At 71.7% G+C, this 18327-nt stretch carries 19 protein-coding genes and 1 pseudogene; 9 read left to right on the forward strand and 11 right to left on the reverse strand.

What is annotated here, in order from left to right:
* Both GA0074704_RS07275 and GA0074704_RS07280 read left to right on the forward strand, forming a co-directional pair.
* On the forward strand, positions 1-756 hold the full coding sequence (locus GA0074704_RS07275; protein ID WP_088969786.1) for an ABC transporter permease: 756 nt from the start codon (positions 1-3) through the stop codon (positions 754-756).
* A 63-nt stretch (positions 757-819) separates the two neighbouring features.
* On the forward strand, positions 820-2142 hold the full coding sequence (locus GA0074704_RS07280) for an MFS transporter (protein WP_088969787.1): 1323 nt from the start codon (positions 820-822) through the stop codon (positions 2140-2142).
* A gap of 85 nt (positions 2143-2227) precedes the next feature.
* On the opposite strand, the gene GA0074704_RS07285 is transcribed toward GA0074704_RS07280, so the two are convergent.
* The 5 genes from GA0074704_RS07285 to GA0074704_RS07310 all read right to left on the reverse strand — a co-directional run bounded on the left by GA0074704_RS07285 (position 2228) and on the right by GA0074704_RS07310 (position 7052).
* Positions 2228-2881 carry an O-methyltransferase gene (locus GA0074704_RS07285; RefSeq protein ID WP_088969788.1) on the reverse strand — a complete coding sequence of 218 codons (654 nt, stop codon included), beginning with the start codon at positions 2879-2881 and terminating at the stop codon, positions 2228-2230.
* Between the two features lie 9 nt (positions 2882-2890).
* Positions 2891-3544, reverse strand: a complete 654-nt coding sequence (locus GA0074704_RS07290; protein ID WP_088973512.1) for a Maf family protein — start codon at positions 3542-3544, stop codon at positions 2891-2893.
* 10 nt (positions 3545-3554) lie between these two features.
* The gene (locus GA0074704_RS07295) at positions 3555-4700 is read right to left on the reverse strand and encodes a S8 family serine peptidase (protein WP_088969789.1); all 1146 of its coding nucleotides are present in this window, start codon (positions 4698-4700) and stop codon (positions 3555-3557) included.
* Positions 4701-6285: 1585 nt separating this feature from the next.
* Positions 6286-6735 carry a hypothetical protein gene (locus GA0074704_RS07305; RefSeq protein ID WP_088973514.1) on the reverse strand — a complete coding sequence of 150 codons (450 nt, stop codon included), beginning with the start codon at positions 6733-6735 and terminating at the stop codon, positions 6286-6288.
* Between the two features lie 104 nt (positions 6736-6839).
* Positions 6840-7052 (reverse strand): acyl-CoA carboxylase subunit epsilon, encoded by a 213-nt coding sequence (locus tag GA0074704_RS07310; protein WP_088969790.1) that lies wholly within the window; start codon positions 7050-7052, stop codon positions 6840-6842.
* A gap of 91 nt (positions 7053-7143) precedes the next feature.
* Between GA0074704_RS07310 and GA0074704_RS07315 the strand changes: the two genes are divergently transcribed.
* On the forward strand, positions 7144-9120 hold the full coding sequence (locus GA0074704_RS07315; protein ID WP_088969791.1) for a serine/threonine-protein kinase: 1977 nt from the start codon (positions 7144-7146) through the stop codon (positions 9118-9120).
* Positions 9121-9197: 77 nt separating this feature from the next.
* Positions 9198-9428, forward strand: a complete 231-nt coding sequence (locus GA0074704_RS07320; RefSeq protein ID WP_088969792.1) for a hypothetical protein — start codon at positions 9198-9200, stop codon at positions 9426-9428.
* A gap of 90 nt (positions 9429-9518) precedes the next feature.
* On the opposite strand, the gene GA0074704_RS07325 is transcribed toward GA0074704_RS07320, so the two are convergent.
* Together GA0074704_RS07325 and GA0074704_RS07330 are read right to left on the reverse strand one after the other, a co-directional pair.
* Positions 9519-10271 (reverse strand): GH25 family lysozyme, encoded by a 753-nt coding sequence (locus GA0074704_RS07325; RefSeq protein ID WP_088969793.1) that lies wholly within the window; start codon positions 10269-10271, stop codon positions 9519-9521.
* Between the two features lie 125 nt (positions 10272-10396).
* Positions 10397-10957 carry a Uma2 family endonuclease gene (locus tag GA0074704_RS07330; RefSeq protein WP_088969794.1) on the reverse strand — a complete coding sequence of 187 codons (561 nt, stop codon included), beginning with the start codon at positions 10955-10957 and terminating at the stop codon, positions 10397-10399.
* 100 nt (positions 10958-11057) lie between these two features.
* Here GA0074704_RS07330 and GA0074704_RS07335 point away from each other — a divergent pair, with 100 nt between their 5' ends.
* The 3 genes from GA0074704_RS07335 (at position 11058) to GA0074704_RS07345 (ending at position 13363) form a co-directional block, all read left to right on the forward strand.
* Positions 11058-11801 carry a M50 family metallopeptidase gene (locus GA0074704_RS07335; protein WP_088969795.1) on the forward strand — a complete coding sequence of 248 codons (744 nt, stop codon included), beginning with the start codon at positions 11058-11060 and terminating at the stop codon, positions 11799-11801.
* Between the two features lie 175 nt (positions 11802-11976).
* On the forward strand, positions 11977-12480 hold the full coding sequence (locus GA0074704_RS07340) for a SigE family RNA polymerase sigma factor (RefSeq protein WP_088969796.1): 504 nt from the start codon (positions 11977-11979) through the stop codon (positions 12478-12480).
* The gene (locus GA0074704_RS07345) at positions 12473-13363 is read left to right on the forward strand and encodes a hypothetical protein (protein WP_088969797.1); all 891 of its coding nucleotides are present in this window, start codon (positions 12473-12475) and stop codon (positions 13361-13363) included. Before GA0074704_RS07340 ends, GA0074704_RS07345 begins: the two co-directional genes overlap by 8 nt.
* 50 nt (positions 13364-13413) lie before the next feature.
* Here the strand turns inward: GA0074704_RS07345 and GA0074704_RS07350 are convergent, their stop codons facing one another.
* The gene (locus GA0074704_RS07350) at positions 13414-14997 is read right to left on the reverse strand and encodes an acyl-CoA carboxylase subunit beta (RefSeq protein WP_088969798.1); all 1584 of its coding nucleotides are present in this window, start codon (positions 14995-14997) and stop codon (positions 13414-13416) included.
* Positions 14998-15082: 85 nt separating this feature from the next.
* On the opposite strand from GA0074704_RS07350, the gene GA0074704_RS07355 reads away from it, so the two are divergent.
* Together GA0074704_RS07355 and GA0074704_RS07360 are read left to right on the forward strand one after the other, a co-directional pair.
* Entirely contained in the window at positions 15083-15994 is a 912-nt protein-coding gene (locus GA0074704_RS07355; RefSeq protein ID WP_088969799.1) for a biotin--[acetyl-CoA-carboxylase] ligase, read from the forward strand.
* A 41-nt stretch (positions 15995-16035) separates the two neighbouring features.
* Entirely contained in the window at positions 16036-16608 is a 573-nt protein-coding gene (locus GA0074704_RS07360; RefSeq protein ID WP_088969800.1) for a PH domain-containing protein, read from the forward strand.
* Between the two features lie 25 nt (positions 16609-16633).
* Here GA0074704_RS07360 and GA0074704_RS07365 read toward each other — a convergent pair whose 3' ends face one another.
* The 3 genes and pseudogenes from GA0074704_RS07365 to GA0074704_RS29865 all read right to left on the reverse strand — a co-directional run.
* Positions 16634-17323, reverse strand: coding sequence for a GtrA family protein (locus tag GA0074704_RS07365; RefSeq protein WP_088973515.1), 690 nt, complete (start codon positions 17321-17323; stop codon positions 16634-16636).
* A 63-nt stretch (positions 17324-17386) separates the two neighbouring features.
* The gene (locus GA0074704_RS07370) at positions 17387-17923 is read right to left on the reverse strand and encodes a GtrA family protein (protein WP_088973516.1); all 537 of its coding nucleotides are present in this window, start codon (positions 17921-17923) and stop codon (positions 17387-17389) included.
* 236 nt (positions 17924-18159) lie between these two features.
* Positions 18160-18244, reverse strand: a pseudogene (locus GA0074704_RS29865) (GtrA family protein); the annotation flags it as partial.
* Between the last annotated feature and the right edge of the window lie 83 nt (positions 18245-18327).

Here is an 18327-nt window from a genome sequence, read left to right on the forward strand (position 1 = left end):
ATGAAATTCGCCCACGACACCTGGCTCATCTTCCGGCGCCAGACCCAACTGCTCCTGCGCAACCCGGTCTGGATCTTCGTCGGCGTCTTCCAGCCGGTGATGTACCTGCTGCTCTTCGCCCCGCTGCTCAAGCCCGCGCTGAACGCGCCCACCCAGGCCGCCGCGTACAAGATCTTCGTGCCCGGCCTGCTGGTGCTGCTGGCCATCTTCGGCGGCCTGTTCCAGGGCTTCGGCCTGATCGCCGAGCTGCGCGCCGGCATCATCGAACGGTCCCGGGTCACCCCGGTCAGCCGGCTCGCCCTGCTGCTCGGCCGTTCCCTGCGCGACGTCGTCTCGCTGCTCGTCCAGGCCGTCATCATCACCCTGCTGGCGCTCCTGTTCGACCTGCGCGTCTTCATCGGCAACCTGCTCCTGGCGTACCTGATGCTGGCCCTGATCGCGCTGATGACCTCCGCCGTCTCCTACGGCGTGGCGCTCAAGGTCAAGAGCGAGGACGCGCTCGCGCCACTGATGAACACCGTGGCCCAGCCGGTCCTGCTGCTCTCCGGCATCCTGCTGCCACTCACCTTCGCCCCCGGCTGGTTGCAGGGCGTCGCCAAGTGGAACCCGTTCTCCTGGGCGGTCGACGGGGTGCGCGCCCTGTTCGCCGGCGACCTCGGCAACGACAAGGTGTGGCAGGGCATGAGCATCATCGCGGTGCTCGCCGTCGCCGGCGTGGTCTGGGCCGCCCGGCAGTTCGCCCGTAGCGTCCGCTGAACGGAAGAGACCTCCCTCTCACCAGGGGCGGGGCGGCGGCCGAGCGCTTGTAGCGTAAGGCCAGTGCCCCGCCTCACCCATGACAAGACCACCTGGCTGACCTACGCCCAGATGGGCTTGTGGGGCTTCTTCCTCTACGGCTTCGGCCCGGTCGTGCCGCTGCTCCGCGACGAGCAGGGCACCAGCGCGGCCGTCGCCGGCCTGCACAGCACCGCCGTTGCGGTCGGGGCGTTGCTCGGCGGCGCGCTCTTCGCCCCGCTCGCCCGCCGGGTCGGCCGCGGCGGCGCCATCTGGACCGGGCTGGCCGGCGTGGCCCTCGGCGTCACCGCGTTCGGGCTGCTCCGGCCGCTGCCGGCCACCCTCGCCGCGGTCGCCGTCATCGCCACCGCCGGCATGATGGTGATCAGCGGCGTCGCCGTCGTGCTCACCGCCCGGCACGGCGAGGCCGCGCCCGCCGCCCTGACCGAGGCCAACGCCGCCTGCGCCGGCATGGGCATCCTCGCCCCGCTGGTCATCGGCGCCAGCGTCGACGCCGGCTGGGGCTGGCGACCGGTGATGGCCGTCGAGGTCGGGCTGATCGCGCTGGTCGCCCTGGCCGCGACCGCCTTCCGGGTACGCCTGCCGCACGGCGCCCCTCCGGCTGCCGCCGCCCCGGTCGGCGCGGCCCCCTCGCCCGCCGCCGCCCCGGTCGGCGCGGTGTCCGCCTCGGCGGGCGCGGAGCCGAACCCGATCTTGGACACTTTCCGTTCGCCTGGAACAGGAACTGTCCAAGATTCCGGACCTGGCACGGTGTCGGGGCGGCTGCCGCGGGCGTACTGGATCGCCTGGGTGCTGATGGCGGTCACCGGCTCGATCGAAGTCTGCCTCTCCCTCTGGACCGCGGACGTGCTCCGCTCGCACGCCGGGATGTCCGCCGGCGCCGCCTCCGCCGCCGTCGCCGCGATCGTCTGCGGCATGTTCCTCGGCCGCCTCGCCGGTGGCCGGGTCGCCCTGCGCTGGGCGCCGGCTCAGCTGCTGCTCGCCGCGCTCACCGTCTCGCTGCTCGGCTTCACCCTGTTCTGGATCGCGCCGGTCGGCTGGCTCGCCGTCACTGGGCTGGTCGTCCTGGGCCTCGGCAACGCACTGCACTACCCGCTGGCCATCTCCATCGCGCTCGCCGTAGCCGGCCCCGCCGCGGACAAGGCGGCCGGCTGGTCGTCGTACTCGATGGGGGTGGGCTTCGGGATCGCGCCGGTGGCGTTGGGCTGGGTGGCCGACGGGGTCGGACCGCACCTGGCGTTCCTGCTGCTGCCCGGCTTCATCGCCGCGGCGGTGCTGCTCACGGTGCGGCTCGGCCGGGCGCTGCGGACGCCGGCCACGCCCGACCGCGAGCCCGTCCCCGCCTGACATCCCCCTCGGGCGGGGTGCGGTAGGCCGCGCCTGGTCCGGTCGGGCCCGTGAGCGGTGAGGGACCGGATTGCGGGAAGTCGGGTCAGTGGACCCGGGCCAGGGTGAGGCCGTCGGCGATCGGCAGCATCACCGGCTCCACCCGGACATCGGCCAGCACGGCGTCGTTGAAGGCGGCAATCGCCCGGTCGTCGGCATTCTCCGGGGCGATCACCCGCCCGCCGCGCAACGTGTTGTCCACCGCGATGACCCCACCGGGGCGCATCCTGGGCACCAGCTCGTCCCAGTAGACCGGGTAGCCCGTCTTGTCGGCGTCGATGAACGCCAGGTCGAGGTGACGTTCCCGGGGCAGCTCGCGCAGCGTGTCGCCGGCCGGCCCGATGCGCAGCTCGATCCGGTCCGCCACCCCGGCCCGGTCCCAGTACCGCCGGGCGATGCCGGTGTACTCCTCGGAGACGTCGAAGCAGGTCAGCCGGCCGTCGGCGGGCATCCCACGGGCGATGGCGAGCGCGGAGAGCCCGGTGAACGTGCCCACCTCGACCGCCCGGCGGGCGCCGAGCAGCCGGGTCAGGAAGGTCAGGAAGCCGGCCTGCTCGGGCGCGACCTGCATGCCGGCCTGGGCGGGCAGCGCGGCCACCGTCTCGGCCATCAGGTCACGGACGACCTCGTCCGGTGCGGAGCCGTGGGCGACGAGGTACGCGTGCAGCTCGTCGGTGAGCGGGAGCGACTTCCTGGTCATGACTGGACGCTAGCCCAGCGGCTCGACCGACTGGCCGCCCGGCGCGACCTTCGTCCACAGGTCGGTGATCCGGAGACCCAGTTCGCCGAGGAGGTCGCGCAGCAGCGGCAGGCTGAGCCCGACCACCGTGCCCGGGTCACCTTCGATCCCGGTGAGGAAGGCCCCGCCCAGTCCGTCGATGGTGAACGCGCCCGCCACGGCCAGCGGCTCACCCGTGGCCACGTACGCGGCGATCTCCTCGTCACTGATGTCGGCGAAGTGCACCGTGGTGGAGGCGACCCGCTCCGCCCGCGACCCGTCCGTGACGCCGATCAGGCAGTGCCCGGTGTGCAGCACCCCGCTGCGTCCCCGCATCCGCTCCCACCGCCGCGTCGCGTCCGCCGGGTCGTGCGGCTTGCCGAGGATCTCGCCGTCGAAGGCGAGCACCGAGTCGCAGCCCAGCACCAGCGTGCGCTCATCGGGACTCTGCCGCAGGCGACCGAGCACGGCCTGCGCCTTGAGCCGGGCCAGCTCCAGGCAGAGGTCCTCGGCCCGGTCGCTGACCACCTGAGACTCGTCCACCCCACTGACCAGCACGTCAGGTTCGATCCCGGCCGCCTGGAGGAGCTTGCGACGGGCGGGACTCTGCGAGGCGAGGACAAGGCGCAACGGCGTGGAGTTCACCCCGCCGACGCTACCGGCTGATCCGCGGCGGCGGGTCGTCGGCACGTCGGCGCCGCCGGACCAGCGCCCATCCACCACCGGCCGCCACCAGCACCCCGAGGGTGGCCAGCCCGCGTACCGTCGCGCCGCCGTCGCCGCCCTTCCCGCCGGGCGGGTCGGCCACCGCGGTGGTGGCCGGGCCGCCGGCCGCGCTGGTGATCGGGGCCGCCGGCGGGTCCGACGCCGTGCCGGCACCCCACGGGGGTACGTCTGCTGTCAGCGCCGCCACCAGGTCGATCACCCCGTAGCCGTACTGGTCGTCCCGACCCGGTGGTCCCTTGTCGACGGCGGTGGCGGTGAGCCGGTGGGCGACCTCCTCGGCGGAGAGCTTCGGGTAACGGGACCTGATCAGGGCCGCGGCGCCTGCCACGATCGCCGTGGCGCTCGACGTCCCGGTTCCTTTTGAGTATTTGCCGTCGATGCTGGTGCTGACGATGTCAACGGCCGGAGCCGCAATGTCGATCTCTGAGCCGGTGACCGAGACAGCGGCATGGTTTCCCGAACGGTCAACGCCACCGACGGCGATAACTCCCGGTTCTGAAGCCGGATAACTGACCATGAGATCTTCGGGTCGATTGCCAGCAGCTGCCACAACAACGATATCCGCTTTAATCGCTGAGGTGATGGCTTGCTTCAGCCGCGGGCTCGAACCACCGCCGCTGGAAATGCTGACCACCCCGACCTGCTGGCCAACGGCATATTCGATGCCCCTCGCCAACGCATCAGGATCTCCCCGGCCGTGCGGGGGCGAGCAAAGTATGGGCAGGAGCTTCGCCTTTGGGGCAACTCCCATCGCGCCGAGATCTAAGCCTCTGCCATGGGCGGCAATTAGGCCTGCCATTGACGTGCCATGGCTATCCGCATCATGCCTTCCGTCATCTGCTCCTGAAAGGAAGTCCCTGCCAGGAAGAAGGTTAAGGGCCAAGTCGGGATGGGGGGCGACGCCGGTGTCCGGTACTGCCACTGTGACGCCTGCCCCTTGGCTGATCCGTTGCGCCTCCGCCACCCGCAAGTAACGCAGATGCCACTGGTCCCCTCGAACTCGTGCTGCACCGTCGTCGGCAGATGCGGCTGTAGGTAGGCCCACTGGCAACGTAACCGTCGCGCAGAGGAGCATTAGGGCAAGTACCGCCCGGGAGACTTGGCCCGTCAACGGCCGAAGCCGATGGCGGGGCCGGGGTCGATTGGCCCTTCGTCCTCGGGAGGGCGAACGACTGGTGCGACGCCCTCGTCGGTCTCCCACGGGTGGTCGGGGTCCCATCGGCGGCGCTCTTCGGTTTCACCGTCGCGCCTGCCGGGCGGACTGGGCGCTCCCTGCACCCCATGGGTTGCCGTGTTTCCACCTGATCCGAATGGGCCCCCACTGATGTGAGGTCTGGCTCCGCCCGTGCCGCGTCCACCTCCGGCTATAGGGGCGCCGCCGAGCGGAGACATTCCATGGGCCGCACCGAGTTGGCCGCCTCGTCCTGCACCAGGCCGGGAGCCAGCAGAGCCGGAGGGGCCGGTTCCAGCGCTGCCACCACCAATCACGCCGCCCACCGGGTTCACCCGACGCGGCGGGTTGCTGGCACCCGGCTGCCCCAGCCCCATGGCCGGGGTGCCGCCGATCAGGCCACCGGGGGGCATCGCGCGTGGTTGGGCGGTCGGTGGCACGTGCGGGGTGCCGTTTCCGCTGCCCACGGTGCGGCTCATGGGACCCGGTTGACCGCGCAACGGCCCTGGGGTGCCGGTGCGGCCGGTCGAGCCGGTGATCGGCGGCAAGGCGGGCGGCAGTCCGGGACCGGTGGTGATGGTGGGTGGAGCCGGCGGCGTGGTGGACGGCAGGGGCGGCGTGGCTGGGGAGGCTAGTGCCGGACCGGCACCTCCGAGCACCGGGCCAGGCCCGGTTACGGGGATTGGGGCAATAGGGGTCGGCTGAGTCGGTGACACGGTGTGGGCAACAGACCCGCCACCTAGCACTGGCCCGACATTTGGTGCCTTCGGTGTCGTAGCCGAACGAGCCGAAGTCGTTGTCCGGCTGATCGGAGACGGCTGGATTGCTGGCAGCGGCATGGCCACGATGGGGGGGATGACTGGGGCTTGTGGCCCGCCATAAAGGTCGGGGTCATCTACTTGCTTGGGAGACCTTGCCAACGGTGGGGGCTGGCGGAGGGTTACCTGGGCCTGCTGGAGTTCGCCGCTGAGCGAATACATCACGCTGCGCGCCTGTACATCCAACCGCTGAAGATCTGCCTCCGTCACCGGCGGCGTCGTCGGCAGCCGCGAACCTAGCACCGCCTTCGGGTCGTTGGCGGTCTCCTCGTACGCCTGCTTCTGGCCGAGCTTGGCCACGTACTCGTCGAAGAGCGGGCGGAGCCGCGACCTCGCGTCGTCGATGGCGCGGGTGGCCCCGGACAGGGCCTTGAGGTTGGCTGACGCGGCGTCGTGCGTACGGCGGACGCGGTCGATCAGGCCGTCGAGTTCGGTGAGGTACGACCGGGAGGCGGCGCTGGTCTCCGGCGGCCACGCCTGGGCCAGCCCCTCGCGGTACGTCTGCAGCCGGCCCAGGTGCAGTTGCGCGAGGTCGCAGACCTTGACCCAGCCGGACACCTGCCGCCAGTGGTTGGCGGTGTCGTGGTCCTGGATGCAGGCCCACATGCTGAGCACGTCCATCGACTGCCAGTCGGTGAGACCGGCGCGCCCGCTGCCGCCGCGCTCGATCACTAGTGAACCTCCCCGCGGTTGTCCAGCCTGTCCGGATCGGTGAGCACGAGCGCCGGGCCGGGCCGGCTGGTGGACGGGTCGGCGAGCGCGCGTTCGACGTCGGTGACCCGGGCGGCGGAGAAGGCGTCGGAGCCGGCGTACCGGGCGGCGACCTCGCCGGCCGCGGCGGCCAAATGCCCGGTGGTGTCCCGGACGTCGAAGATGGTGTCGGCGGTGGCCTGCTGGGTCTCGTGGTGGGCGTGCAGGAACTGCACCAGCTCATGGAACGAGTCGCAGGGATTGGGGATCGCGGCGGTCATGTCGTCCGCGATGTACGACAGGTGCGGAGCGTAGTTCTGCCGCACCTCGGCCTCGAGTCGTTCGGCGAACTCGCGGAGCTGGCGGATGTCGGCCTCGATGCCGCCGTAGTCGCTCAACCAGGACGTCGGGCGGTCCTCCTGGGGGATCATCGACACTCCCTAACCGTCACGGCACCGTTTCCCAGAGTGAGGTTAATGGGTCCGGGCCACCGACGGGAGCCCGCCCACCGGAGTCGGGGCGTACCAGGGGAAGGTCAGCGGGGAAGGCCGGATGCGCGCCACGCGCCCCGGCCGGCGGCGGGCGCCGCGGCGGTGGGGCGGGCGCTGCGGCTCCACAGCGAGATCGGGGCCGGCGCGGGGGCCGCCACCGGGCGGGACCGGGTCGCGATCACACCCACCAGCGCGGCCAGTTCCTCGGCGGTGGGCACGCCACGGACGATGCGGAACAGCGGCTCTTCGGCAGACATGGGGTCAGGGTACGCGTCGAGAACTTGACCTTCGCCGCATAGTGGCGTGCCGGCGGTGTGCGGGAGGTCGTGGCCGGGTACCGTCTCCCCGATGTCGAACGCGCTTCCCCAACTCGTCGCCGACCGGTACCGGCTCCTCTCGCCGCTCGGCCAGGGCGGCATGGGCAGGGTGTGGAAGGCGCGCGACGAGGTACTGCACCGCGACGTGGCGATCAAGGAACTCGTCCCGCCGCCCAGTCTCACCGACGACGAGCGGCGCGAGATGCGCGAGCGGTCGCTGCGGGAGGCCCGGGCCATCGCCCGGCTCAACAACATCAACGTGGTCCGCATCTTCGATGTGCTGCGTACCGACGGCGACCCGTGGATCGTCATGGAGTATGTCCCGTCGAAGTCGTTGCAGGACACCCTCGCCGAGGACGGCCCGGTCTCGCCGGCCCGCGCGGTCGAGATCGGTCTCGGCGTGCTGGGCGCGTTGAAGGCGGCGCACAAGGCCGGCGTGATGCACCGCGACATCAAACCGGGCAACGTGCTGCTCGGCAACGACGGCCGGGTGGTGCTGACCGACTTCGGCCTGGCCACCATCCCCGGCGACCCGAACGTGACCCGTACCGGCATGGTCCTCGGCTCGCCCGCGTACATCGCGCCGGAGCGGGCCAAGGACGGCACCGCCGGGCCGGAGGCCGACCTGTGGTCGCTGGGCGCGACCCTCTACGCGGCGGTGGAGGGCAAGTCGCCGTACGCCCGGCCGTCGGCGATCGCCACCCTGGCCGCGCTGGCCACCGAGCCGTTGCCGCCGCCGAAGAACGCCGGCCCGCTCAAGCCGGTGCTGAACGGGCTGCTGCGCAAGGACCCTGCCGAGCGGATCACCGCCGAGGTGGCGGAGCGGCTGCTGCGCCGGGCCGGCGGCAAGCGGGCCAAGAGCATCGCGATCCTGGACGGCGTACGCCGGCCGGGGCCGAACGGTCCGCGCGCGCCGCACCCTCCGGTGGTGCCGGGGCCGCGGCCCGCCGAGACCTCGTCCGCGGCCGTGCCGAAGCCGCCGTCCTCCGCGACGGTCGAGCCGACCGACGCCGTGGTGGGCGCCGCCGCGGCCGGCGCGGTGGCCGAGGACGCGACGGCGAAGGTGCCGGCGTCGGTGGACGCCGGTCCGACGGCGAAGGTGGAGTCCCCGCCGTCCCGCTCGGACGCCGAGCCGACCGCCAAGGTCGACGCCGCTCCGCAGGTGCGCGAGACGGTGAATCCGACGTCGGTGATGCCGGCGCAGGCCGATCCGGTGGAGGGTCGGGCGACCGTGGTGCCCGGCGTCAAGCCGGACCACAAGCGGCGCAACCTGCTGATCGGGGCCCTGGTGGCGGTGCTGCTGCTGGGCGGGGTGCTGCTGGTGCCGCTGCTCAACGACGACCCGGGGGACAAGGGCTCGACGCCGCCGCAGACCGGCCCGACCACCGGCGCGTCCGGTGGCCCGGGTGGTGGGCAGGGCGGTCCGGCGGGTTCCCCGGCCGCGCCGTCGACGCAGGCGTCGACCTCCGCCGCCGCGCCGCCGCCCGCGCCGTCCACGGCCGCGTCCAGCGCCGCGCCGCCGAGCGCGACCCCGTCCCCGGCCCAACCCTCCTCGGGTACGCCGGCCCTGCCGGCCGGTTGGACGCTGCAGAAGGGTGGCCCAGGCTTCAGCGTGCCGCTGCCGGCGGGCTGGAGTGGCCGTCAGACCAGCGGGGACACGGCCATCTACAACGGGCCGGACGGCGGCCGGCTGCTCATCCAGTGGACCAACAAACCGAAGGACGACGCGTACGCCGACTGGCAGAGCATCGAGCGGTACCGCAAGAACGAGGTCGACGAGTACGAGAAGATCGGCATCAAGCGGTGCACCTACTACCGCACCTGTGCCGACTGGGACTGGCTGGAGACTCAGAGCGGCACCCGGTACCACGTGCGCAACCGGGGCTTCGCCACGGCCGACGACCGGGGTTACGCGCTGCGCTGGGAGATCCCCACCTCGCAGTGGGACGCCAAGCTGGGCGACTGGGCGACGATCATCCGCGGTTTCCAGCCCGACCGGAAGAACTGACCGGCAGCGCGAATTCCATTCGCATGACTTCCCGCCCCACGGGGTACTTCCTCCGTCACGACGGAAGGAGGTACGACATGGGTTACCGACGCAAGGACGCCCGGCCCCGGCTGGCGCTCTGGATGCTCGTCGCGCTTGGCGACGCGGTCCTGCTGCTGGCCACGATGGGCCTGTCCGCCCTGGTCGCGCTGCTCACGGTCGTGGCCCTCGCCGTCGCCGGGGTGGTGGCCGTACGGCGGATGACCCGCCGGGGCGCCCTGGTCGACGAGGAGCGGATGCCTACGGTGGTCGCCCGACGCAGGGCCTGAGGTCACGACAGACGGTGGCGGCAGCCGGACCAGTTGCCCACCCGCAGGGGTGGTAACCGATCCCGCTGCCGCCGACCTGTCTTTGGCGGATCAGGTGTTGTTCGCCAGGGCGATCAGCCGGCTCCGGTCACCGTTCCAGTAGTTGCGGTCGACGTTGCCGCTGATCCCGGAGACGCTGCCGCTGCTGGTGTACTGCCAGAAGCTCCACACCGAGGCGCCGGCCGGCAGGGTGCCGGGCGTGCTCGACCAGCGGGCCAGCCAGAGCGGGTGGTTGGCCCACGGCGCGGTCCAGCTGCCGGTGCACTGGTTCCACCAGCTGGTGGTGGTGTAGATGACCGCGTACCGGCCGGTGCGGGACTTGTAGCGGTTGAGGAAGTCGCTGATCCAGGTCCGCATCCCCGAGGTGGTCTTGCCGTAGCAGTAGCCACCGCTGTAGGGGTTCGCCTCGATGTCGAGGGCGGCGGGCAGCGTACGGCTGTCGGCGGACCAGGCGCCGCCGTTGCTGGCCAGGTAGTCGGCCTGCGTCGCGCCGCCGGAGATGTTCGGCCGGGCGAAGTGGTACGCCCCGCGGATCACCCCGGCGTAGTAGGAGTTCGTGTAGTTCGAGTTGAAGTTGGCGTCCTTGTAGCTGGTGCCCTCGGTGGCCTTGATGAAGGCGAACTCGATGCCGGCGTTACGGACGCTGGTCCAGTTGATCGTGCCCTGGTAGCGCGACACGTCGATGCCGGCCACGGTGGCCGCGGCGGCCGGGCCGGTGGTGGCGACGAGGGTCGCGGCGGCGGTGGCCAGGACGGTGAGGCCGGTGGCGAGCAGCCGGCGCAGGGAGAGTCTGGTGCGGGTCACGGGGGCCTCCCAGAGACGTCAATCAATTGACAGACATCTTTGAAGGTAAATGCCCTAGATCACAAGAGGGGCTGAACAAATTTTCAGCCAACCCGCCGGGAATCCCAGGTATCGATGGCTGGCGATCAGCGTAGCGACGCGGGATCGAGCTGCCAACGGAACGGCTCGGTCAGCGTCAGCGTCTCGCCGGCCTTCGCCACCCGGTCCTCGACGTAGTGCCCGCCGTCCAGCCGGTACAGCCGCAGCGCGTGCGTCTCGCCGTCCTGCTCGACCAGCAGGTACCAGGGGATCCGGGCGATCGCGTAGAGCTGCATCTTCAGCAGCCGGTCGGCGGCGGCGTTGCCCGGGGAGACGATCTCCCCGACCAGGAACACGCGATCGGCGTCGAGAAACGTCCCCTCGTCGTCGGCGTCCGTGACAACCAGGTCGGGAATGACGATCCTGTCCACCCCGAGCCGGACGTTGATGGCGTCGTAGACCGAAAGGCCTTCCGGCTCCGCCGCCGCCTCGATGCTGTTCGCCAGTCGCCGCGCCACCCGCTGGTGCCGCCGGCTCGGGGCGGGGCTCACGATCAGGCTCCCGTCGAGCAGTTCGATCCGGTCCGGCGTCTCGCCCAGGGCGAGGTAGTCGACCTCGGTCCAGAGGCCGACATGCTTCCCGAAGGGCTCAAGCGGAGCGGCACTCACCGGCGTTCACCACCCGATCCGATCGCCACCCGATCAGTCTCACAGCCTACGAGGCCACGTCCCGCGAACAACACGCTTCACCCCGGTAGGCTCCCGGCCCATGTTCTCGTTCGACGGACTGGGCACCCTCTGGGACAAGCTGTTCAGCGCCCAGCCCGACCCGCCCGCCCTGCTGGTCCTGCTCACCGCCGTCGTCGCCCTGGCGGTGGTCGCCGCCCGGGGACCCTGGCGGGTCGCCCGTAACGCCGTCACCATCGCGCACGAGGGCGGGCACGCCCTGGTGGCGGTGCTGACCGGCCGCCGGCTGCACGGCATCCGGCTGCACTCGGACACCTCCGGGCTGACCCTCTCCGCCGGCCGGCCCAGCGGGCCCGGGATGATCCTCACCCTGCTCGCCGGCTACGTCGCCCCGTCGCTGGTCGGCCTGGCCGGCGCCTGGCTGCTCGGCGGCAACCGGATCACCCTGCTGCTCTGGGTGGCCGTGGTGCTGCTCCTGGTCATGCTGGTGATGATCCGCAACGTGTACGGGGTGCTCTCCCTGCTGGTCACCGGCGGCGTCGTGCTCGCCGTCTCCTGGTACGCCACCCCGCAGGTGCAGGCCGCCTTCGCCTGGACCGGCGTGTGGTTCCTGCTGTTCGGCGGGATCCGGCCGGTGTTCGAGCTGCGCCGCCAGCGCAGCCGGGGTCGGATGCCGGCCTCCGACGCCGACCAGCTCGCCGGGCTCACCCCGTTCCCGGCCCTGTTCTGGGTCGGCGTGTTCCTGGTGGTCAACCTGACCGCCCTGGTGGTCGGCGCGCTGCTGCTCGCCGGTGACCTGCTCACCGAGGCCGGCCTGCGGTTCTGACCACGCCCGCCACCGGCCCGCCGGGCCACGACCGGACCTGACCAGGACCGGGCCTGACCTGACCACCCGAGGCTGACCACGCCGAGCCGCGACCGGCTCGAGAAAAGCCGGGTCGTCGGGCAACCTGCGGCCCGGCCGCAGACGTGTCCCCTGCGACAACGCAGGAGGTGTCAGGATGCCGGACGTCGACGGGTACGACGAGTTCTACCGGGGCAGCCGGCAACGGCTGCTCGGGTTCGTCTACGTCCTCACCGGCAACCTGGCCGAAGCCCAGGACGCCGTGCAGGAGGCGTACATCCGGGCCTGGCAGCGCTGGTCGACGGTGCGGGAGTACGACGACCCGGAGGCGTGGCTGCGGATGGTGGCCAGCCGGATCGCGGTGAGCCGGTGGCGCAGCATGCGCAGCCGGGCCCGGGCCTACCTGCGGCACGGTGCGCCGGGGGACATTCCCGAGCCGAGCACCGAGACGCTGGAGGTGGTGGCGGCGCTGCGCCGGCTGCCCGAGGCGCAGCGCACCGCCATCGCCCTGCACTACCTGCTCGGCATGCCGGTCGCCGAGGTGGCCCGGGAGACGGAGGCCCCGGTGGGCACCGTCAAGGCGCGGCTGTCCCGGGGGCGGACGGCGCTCGCCGGGCTGCTCGCGGTCGTGGATCTTGAGGAGGAGGCGGCAGATGCGTGACGATGTGACCTTTGTGGAGCGACTGCACCGGGACCTGCGCGACGTGTCCTGGCCCGAGCCGGCCGAGCTGCGGGCCGCGGCGCGGCGCCGCAGCCGGCGTACGGCTGTCACGGCCGCCGCCGCGGTGCTGGCGGTCGCCGCGGGCGCCGCCGTCCTGGCACCGGGGGCCGGCGGGCCGAAGGCGTCGCCCGATGCCGGAACAACCGGTGGGCCGGCGGTCCTCGGGCGGGCCGAGATCCCGGCGGAGGCGCTGTTGACGCCGCAGGACGTGCCGGTCAGGACGGACGAGCAGCTCGGCGTCGCGGGGTTGGACGAGCCGGTACGCGCCGACCAGATCCTCCAGTCGTGCGCACAGGAGCGGGGACTGCCGGCGGATCCGGCCGTCTCCCGCTACTCCCGGTCGCAGACCCTGATCGACACCGAGGAGAACGAGAAGTGGTTCTACCGACGCGCGGTGCTCAGTCAGGCCGTGTACCGGCTCGACGGCGACCCGTCGCGGGTCTTCACCGAGCTGGAACGGCTGGTGACCGCCTGTGGTTCGTGGACGGAGACGACCCAGGTGCAGTCGGAGCGGGAGCCGCTCACCGCTCGGCTCACCCACCACTGGACGGTGGCCCGACGGGACTTCGCCGGTGACCAGGCGGTCCTCATCCACCACGCCTTCTCCCAGCCGGTGGATCCGGTGACCGGCCGGCCGGTGGGCTTCGCGCCGGTGGCCGAGGACACGCTGGTGGTCAGGTCCGGTGATCTGGTCAGCGTGCTGGTGCCGGCGCCGGCCATGCTCCCGGGGGCACCGGGGACCGGCGTTACCGAGGCCCAGTTCGTCGACCTGGCCCGGGCCGCGGCTCGCCGGATGTGCACCGCGGCGAACCCGGGCTGCTGACCCGACGAGGCCCCCGCCGAATCCGGCGGGGGCCTCGTCGGGTACGTCCGCTACAGCGGGATGTTGCCGTGCTTCTTCGGCGGGAGCGTCTCGCGCTTGGTCCGCAGCACCCGCAGCGCCCGGACGATCTGGGTACGCGTCTCGTGCGGCGGGATCACCGAGTCGACGTACCCGCGCTCGGCGGCGATGTACGGGTTGGCCAGGGTGTCCTCGTACTCGGCGATCTTCTCGGCGCGGACGGCGGCCGGGTCCTCGGCGTTCGCCAGCTCGGAGCGGTAGAGGATGTTCACCGCGCCCTGGGCGCCCATCACGGCGATCTGCGCGGTCGGCCAGGCGAAGTTCAGGTCGGCGCCCAGGTGCTTGGAACCCATCACGTCGTACGCCCCGCCGTACGCCTTGCGGGTGATCACGGTGACCTTGGGGACGGTCGCCTCGGCGTACGCGTAGATGAGCTTGGCGCCCCGGCGGATGATGCCGTCCCACTCCTGCCCGGTGCCGGGCAGGAAGCCGGGGACGTCGACGAAGGTCAGCACCGGGATGTTGAAGGCGTCGCAGGTCCGCACGAAGCGGGCGGCCTTCTCCGAGGCGGCGATGTCCAGGGTGCCGGCGAAGTGCATCGGCTGGTTCGCCACCACGCCCACCGGACGCCCCTCGACCCGGCCGTAGCCGACCACGAGGTTCTGCGCGTAGAGCGGCTGGACCTCGAGGAACTCGCCGTCGTCGAGGACGTGCTCGATCACCCGGTGCATGTCGTACGGCTGGTTGGCCGAGTCGGGGATCAGGGTGTCCAGCTCCCGATCCTCGTCGGTCACGTCGAGGTCGGCCGGGGCCTCGTAGACGACCGGCTCGTCGAGGTTGTTCGACGGCAGGTACGACAACAGCGCCTTGACGTACTCGACCGCGTCCTCCTCGTCGGAGGCGAGGTAGTGCGCGTTGCCGCTGCGCGAGTTGTGGGTGCGGGCGCCGCCCAGCTCCTCCATCGCCACGTCCTCGCCGGTTACCGTCTTGATCACGTCGGGGCCGGTGATGAACATGTGCGAGGTCTGGTCGACCATCACGGTGAAGTCGGTGACCGCCGGGGAGTAGACCGCGCCACCCGCGCACGGGCCCATGATCAGCGAGATCTGTGGGATGACGCCGCTGGCCCGCACGTTGCGGAAGAAGATCTCGCCGTACAGGCCGAGGGAGGCGACGCCCTCCTGGATCCGCGCCCCGCCGGAGTCGTTGATGCCGACCACCGGGCAACCGATCTTCATGGCCAGGTCCATCACCTTGACGATCTTCTCGCCGAAGACCTCGCCGAGCGAGCCGCCGAAGACCGTGAAGTCCTGGGCGAAGACGCAGACCTGCCGGCCGTCGATCGTCCCGTAGCCGGTGATGACGCCGTCGCCGTACGGGCGGTTCTTCTCCAGCCCGAAGGCCGTCGACCGGTGTCGGGCCAGTTCGTCCAGCTCGACGAAGGAGCCCTCGTCGAGCAGCAGCTCGATCCGTTCCCGTGCGGTCTTCTTGCCCCGCGCGTGCTGCTTCTCGACCGCGCGCGCCGACCCGGCGTGCACCGCCTCGTCGACCCGTCGCTCCAGGTCCGCCAGCTTGCCCGCGGTGCTGTGGATGTTGATCCCGGTCTCGGTAGTCACCCAGGGAATATAACGATGGTTCAGGACGGTGCCGCTGTGCACTTCGCCTCACCGCCCCGGCACGCCCCCGGACTAGGGTGAGGGGATGCCCGGCTCGCCGTACACCGACCTGGACCGCCCGCCGCTGTCGGCGGCCCGGCTGGCCCGCGCGCTGACCGGCCCGCACGGCCCCTGGCGCCGGTTGGAGCTGCGCGCCGAGACCGGCTCCACCAACGCGGACGTGGCCGAGGCGGCCCGGGCGGGCGAGCCGGAGGGACTGGTGGTGGTCGCCGAGCGGCAGACCGCCGGCCGGGGCCGGCGCGGCCGGGTCTGGCAGTCGCCGCCGCGGGCCGGCATCGCGACCAGCGTCCTGCTCCGGCCCGGCGAGGCCGACCCGGAGCGCGGCTGGTCGCCCGTCGCACCCGCCGCGTACGGCTGGCTGCCGCTACTGGCCGGGGTGGCCGTGGCCGAGGCGGTGGCCCTGCTGGCCGAGCTGGAGGCCGGCCTGAAGTGGCCCAACGACCTGCTGATCGGCGGGGCGAAGTGCGCCGGTGTGCTGGCCGAGGCGGTGCCCGGCAGCGGGCCCACCCAGCCGCCGGCGATCGTGGTCGGAATCGGCCTGAACGTGACGCTGCGCGCCGACGAACTGCCGGAGAACCCGACGGGTCTGCCGGCCACCTCGCTGCTGCTGGCCGGGGCGACCGCCACCGACCGGGATCCGTTGCTGCGGGCCCTGCTGCGGGCGCTGGCCGACTGGTACGCCCGCTGGCGCTCGGCCGGCGGCGACGCGGTCGCCTGCGGGCTGCGCGACGCCTACCTGGCGGTCTGCGCCACGGTCGGGCGGGAGGTACGCGTGCTGCTGCCCGACGGCGCCGAGTTCCGCGGCGCGGCCACCGGGGTGGACGCCGACGGTCAGCTGGTCGTCCGGGGCGCGGACGGCGAACGCCGGCTCGCCGCCGGCGACGTCCTGCACCTGCGCTTTAGGCGGCCGCGCGGCGGATGCCTCCGCGTGCGGTGAACCGTTACGGTCAGCCCGTCCTGTTTCGCGAGGAGGTTGCCGTGGCGTTCCCCGAAGACGTGCTCACCGAGGACGAGCACGTCGTGCTGCACCTGCACCCGCACTGGAAGGCGCTGGTGCGCCCGGTCCTGGTGCTGGTGCTCGCCGTCGCCGCCGTGGTGGCGGGCTGGGTCCTGCTGCCCGAGGGCGACGGTGGCACCATCGCGCTCTACGTGCTGGCGGCGGTCGCCCTGGTGCTGGTGCTCTGGCTGGGGCTGTGGCCGTTCCTGGTCTGGCGCTCCACCCACTACCTGTTCACGAACGAGCGGGTGCTGCTCCAGCAGGGCGTGCTCTCCCGGGACCGGCGGGACCTGCCGCTGACCCGGATCAACGACCACTCGATGAACCAGCGGTTCCTGGAGCGGGTGCTGGGCTGCGGCACGCTCACCATCGAGTCCGCCGGTGAGCGGGGGCAGTCGGTGCTGCGGGACGTGCCCGGGGTGGACCGGGTGCAGACGAAGCTCTACGAGCTGGTCGAGGCCCACCACGACAAGCACTCGCTCGGCGACGGCGAGATGCGGGACATCCTGGCCGACATGCGGGAGGACCGGCCGCTGCGCGACCCCAGCGCCTGACCGGGCCGCCCGGCAGTCGGCAGGGTCAGCGGCGGGGTGCGTGCCGGGTGCCGGCGTGGAGCTCGGCACCGAGGTCCGCGGCCGGGCCGAGGCCGCCGTCGAGCGCGGCGGCCCGGCCCCGGGGCTGCTTGAACACGGCCTCCGTGGTGGAGTGGTCCGGCTGCTGCTGGGCCTCCTCCAGCTCGCTGACCGACTCGGCCAGCTCGGCCACCGGATCCATCTCCGCCATGGTGTCCCACTCGTCCCGGGGCACGTCGTGCCAGGTCTCGGCGGCGTGCGCCGGCACAGGCTGGAAGACGAACGTCCGGTAGGACCAGAACCGGAACATCGTGGCCAGCAGCACGCCGGCAGTCTTGGCGACGTTCAGCGCGAGCAGGCTGTTGATGCCGAGGCCGTACTTCGCCGCGGCCAGCACGCCGAGTTCGATGACGAGGCCGGTCGCATTGAAGAGGAAGAAAAGGGCGTATTCCCGCTTCAGCGCCGATTTCGGGCGATCCCGGTACGTCCAGTGCCGATTCATCAGGTACGACGTGATCGTCGCCACGATGGTGGCGACGACCGTCGCCTTCAGTTGGCCGTCACGGAAAACGGTCAGTGCCAGCGCATTGAACACCGCGTAATTGATGACGGTGTTGATGCCGCCGACGATGCCGAATTTCAGCGCCTCGTGGATGAACTTCTGCCATCGCTCGGGCAGCAGACGGACCAGACGCATGCGGAACACCTTAGGGCAGTGGGCAGGGCCGGAACGGCCCAGCGGGACGAGATGGGCGGCAGGTCACGCGCCCGGGTCACGGTCGTGGCTGGGTGCCGGAACGGGGGGAGTTCCCGCTTCCACGAAGACGAACCGTCGGTACGACCAGAATCGGAACAGCGTCGCGACCCCGGTGCCGACGATGTAGCTGGCGATGTTGTCGGCCAGGGTGGTGCGGAAGACCTCCGGCCAGACGGCGCCGAGACCGTACCGGCTGATCGCCAGGCAACCCACAGTGATGCCGAGGCCGACGCCGTTGAAGAAGAAGAACAGCGCGTACTCGCGGGCGGGGTGGGAGCGTTGCCGGTGGCGCCAGGTCCAGAACCGGTTGCCGAGGAAGGCGACGGTGGCCGCGATGACCGTCGAGACGGTCTTGGCCGTCACCTGCTCCATGCCGCGCGCCACGGTCAGGTAGTTGAAGAGCGCGAAGTCGATGAGGAAGGCGATCCCACCCACGGTGGCGAACTTGCTCAGCTCACGGAGCAGGTGCCCGAACCGGTCGATCAGCCTGCCGAGCGGACCCGGGCGGGTCTCCGGGGTGGCTGGCTGGTCCCCGGTCATCGTGGCGGCCACGCGCAGAGCCTACCGGTAACCGGCTCGCCGGGCGGGTAGCAACGGCGGACGGACCCAGGCGGATCGCGCCGTCGTCTCCCGGTGATCGGAGCGTAACCCGTTGTCGAGCACCCGCGGATCCGTTCGGCGAATCGTCGTCCGGCGTCCCGTCGCGCGGTTGCCCGCGTACACCGTCCCGTTCCCCGCATCGCGTACGTCGACGGCGGCGGCGGCCGGAAGCTTCCCGGGAAGATTTGCGTGAAACTGCGCGCGAAAGCGGGTATCAGATCGCGATGCCGCAGCGTGGCCGTACCTTGTGCAGTTCTTCACAACCAGTCCCACTGACTGGCGAGGCAGCCCGGTTTACGCTGAGCCCAATCCCAGGTTTCCACGATGGCGACGCCTCGCTCGCC

The organism is Micromonospora siamensis (genome assembly GCF_900090305.1).
Classification (GTDB): domain Bacteria; phylum Actinomycetota; class Actinomycetes; order Mycobacteriales; family Micromonosporaceae; genus Micromonospora; species Micromonospora siamensis.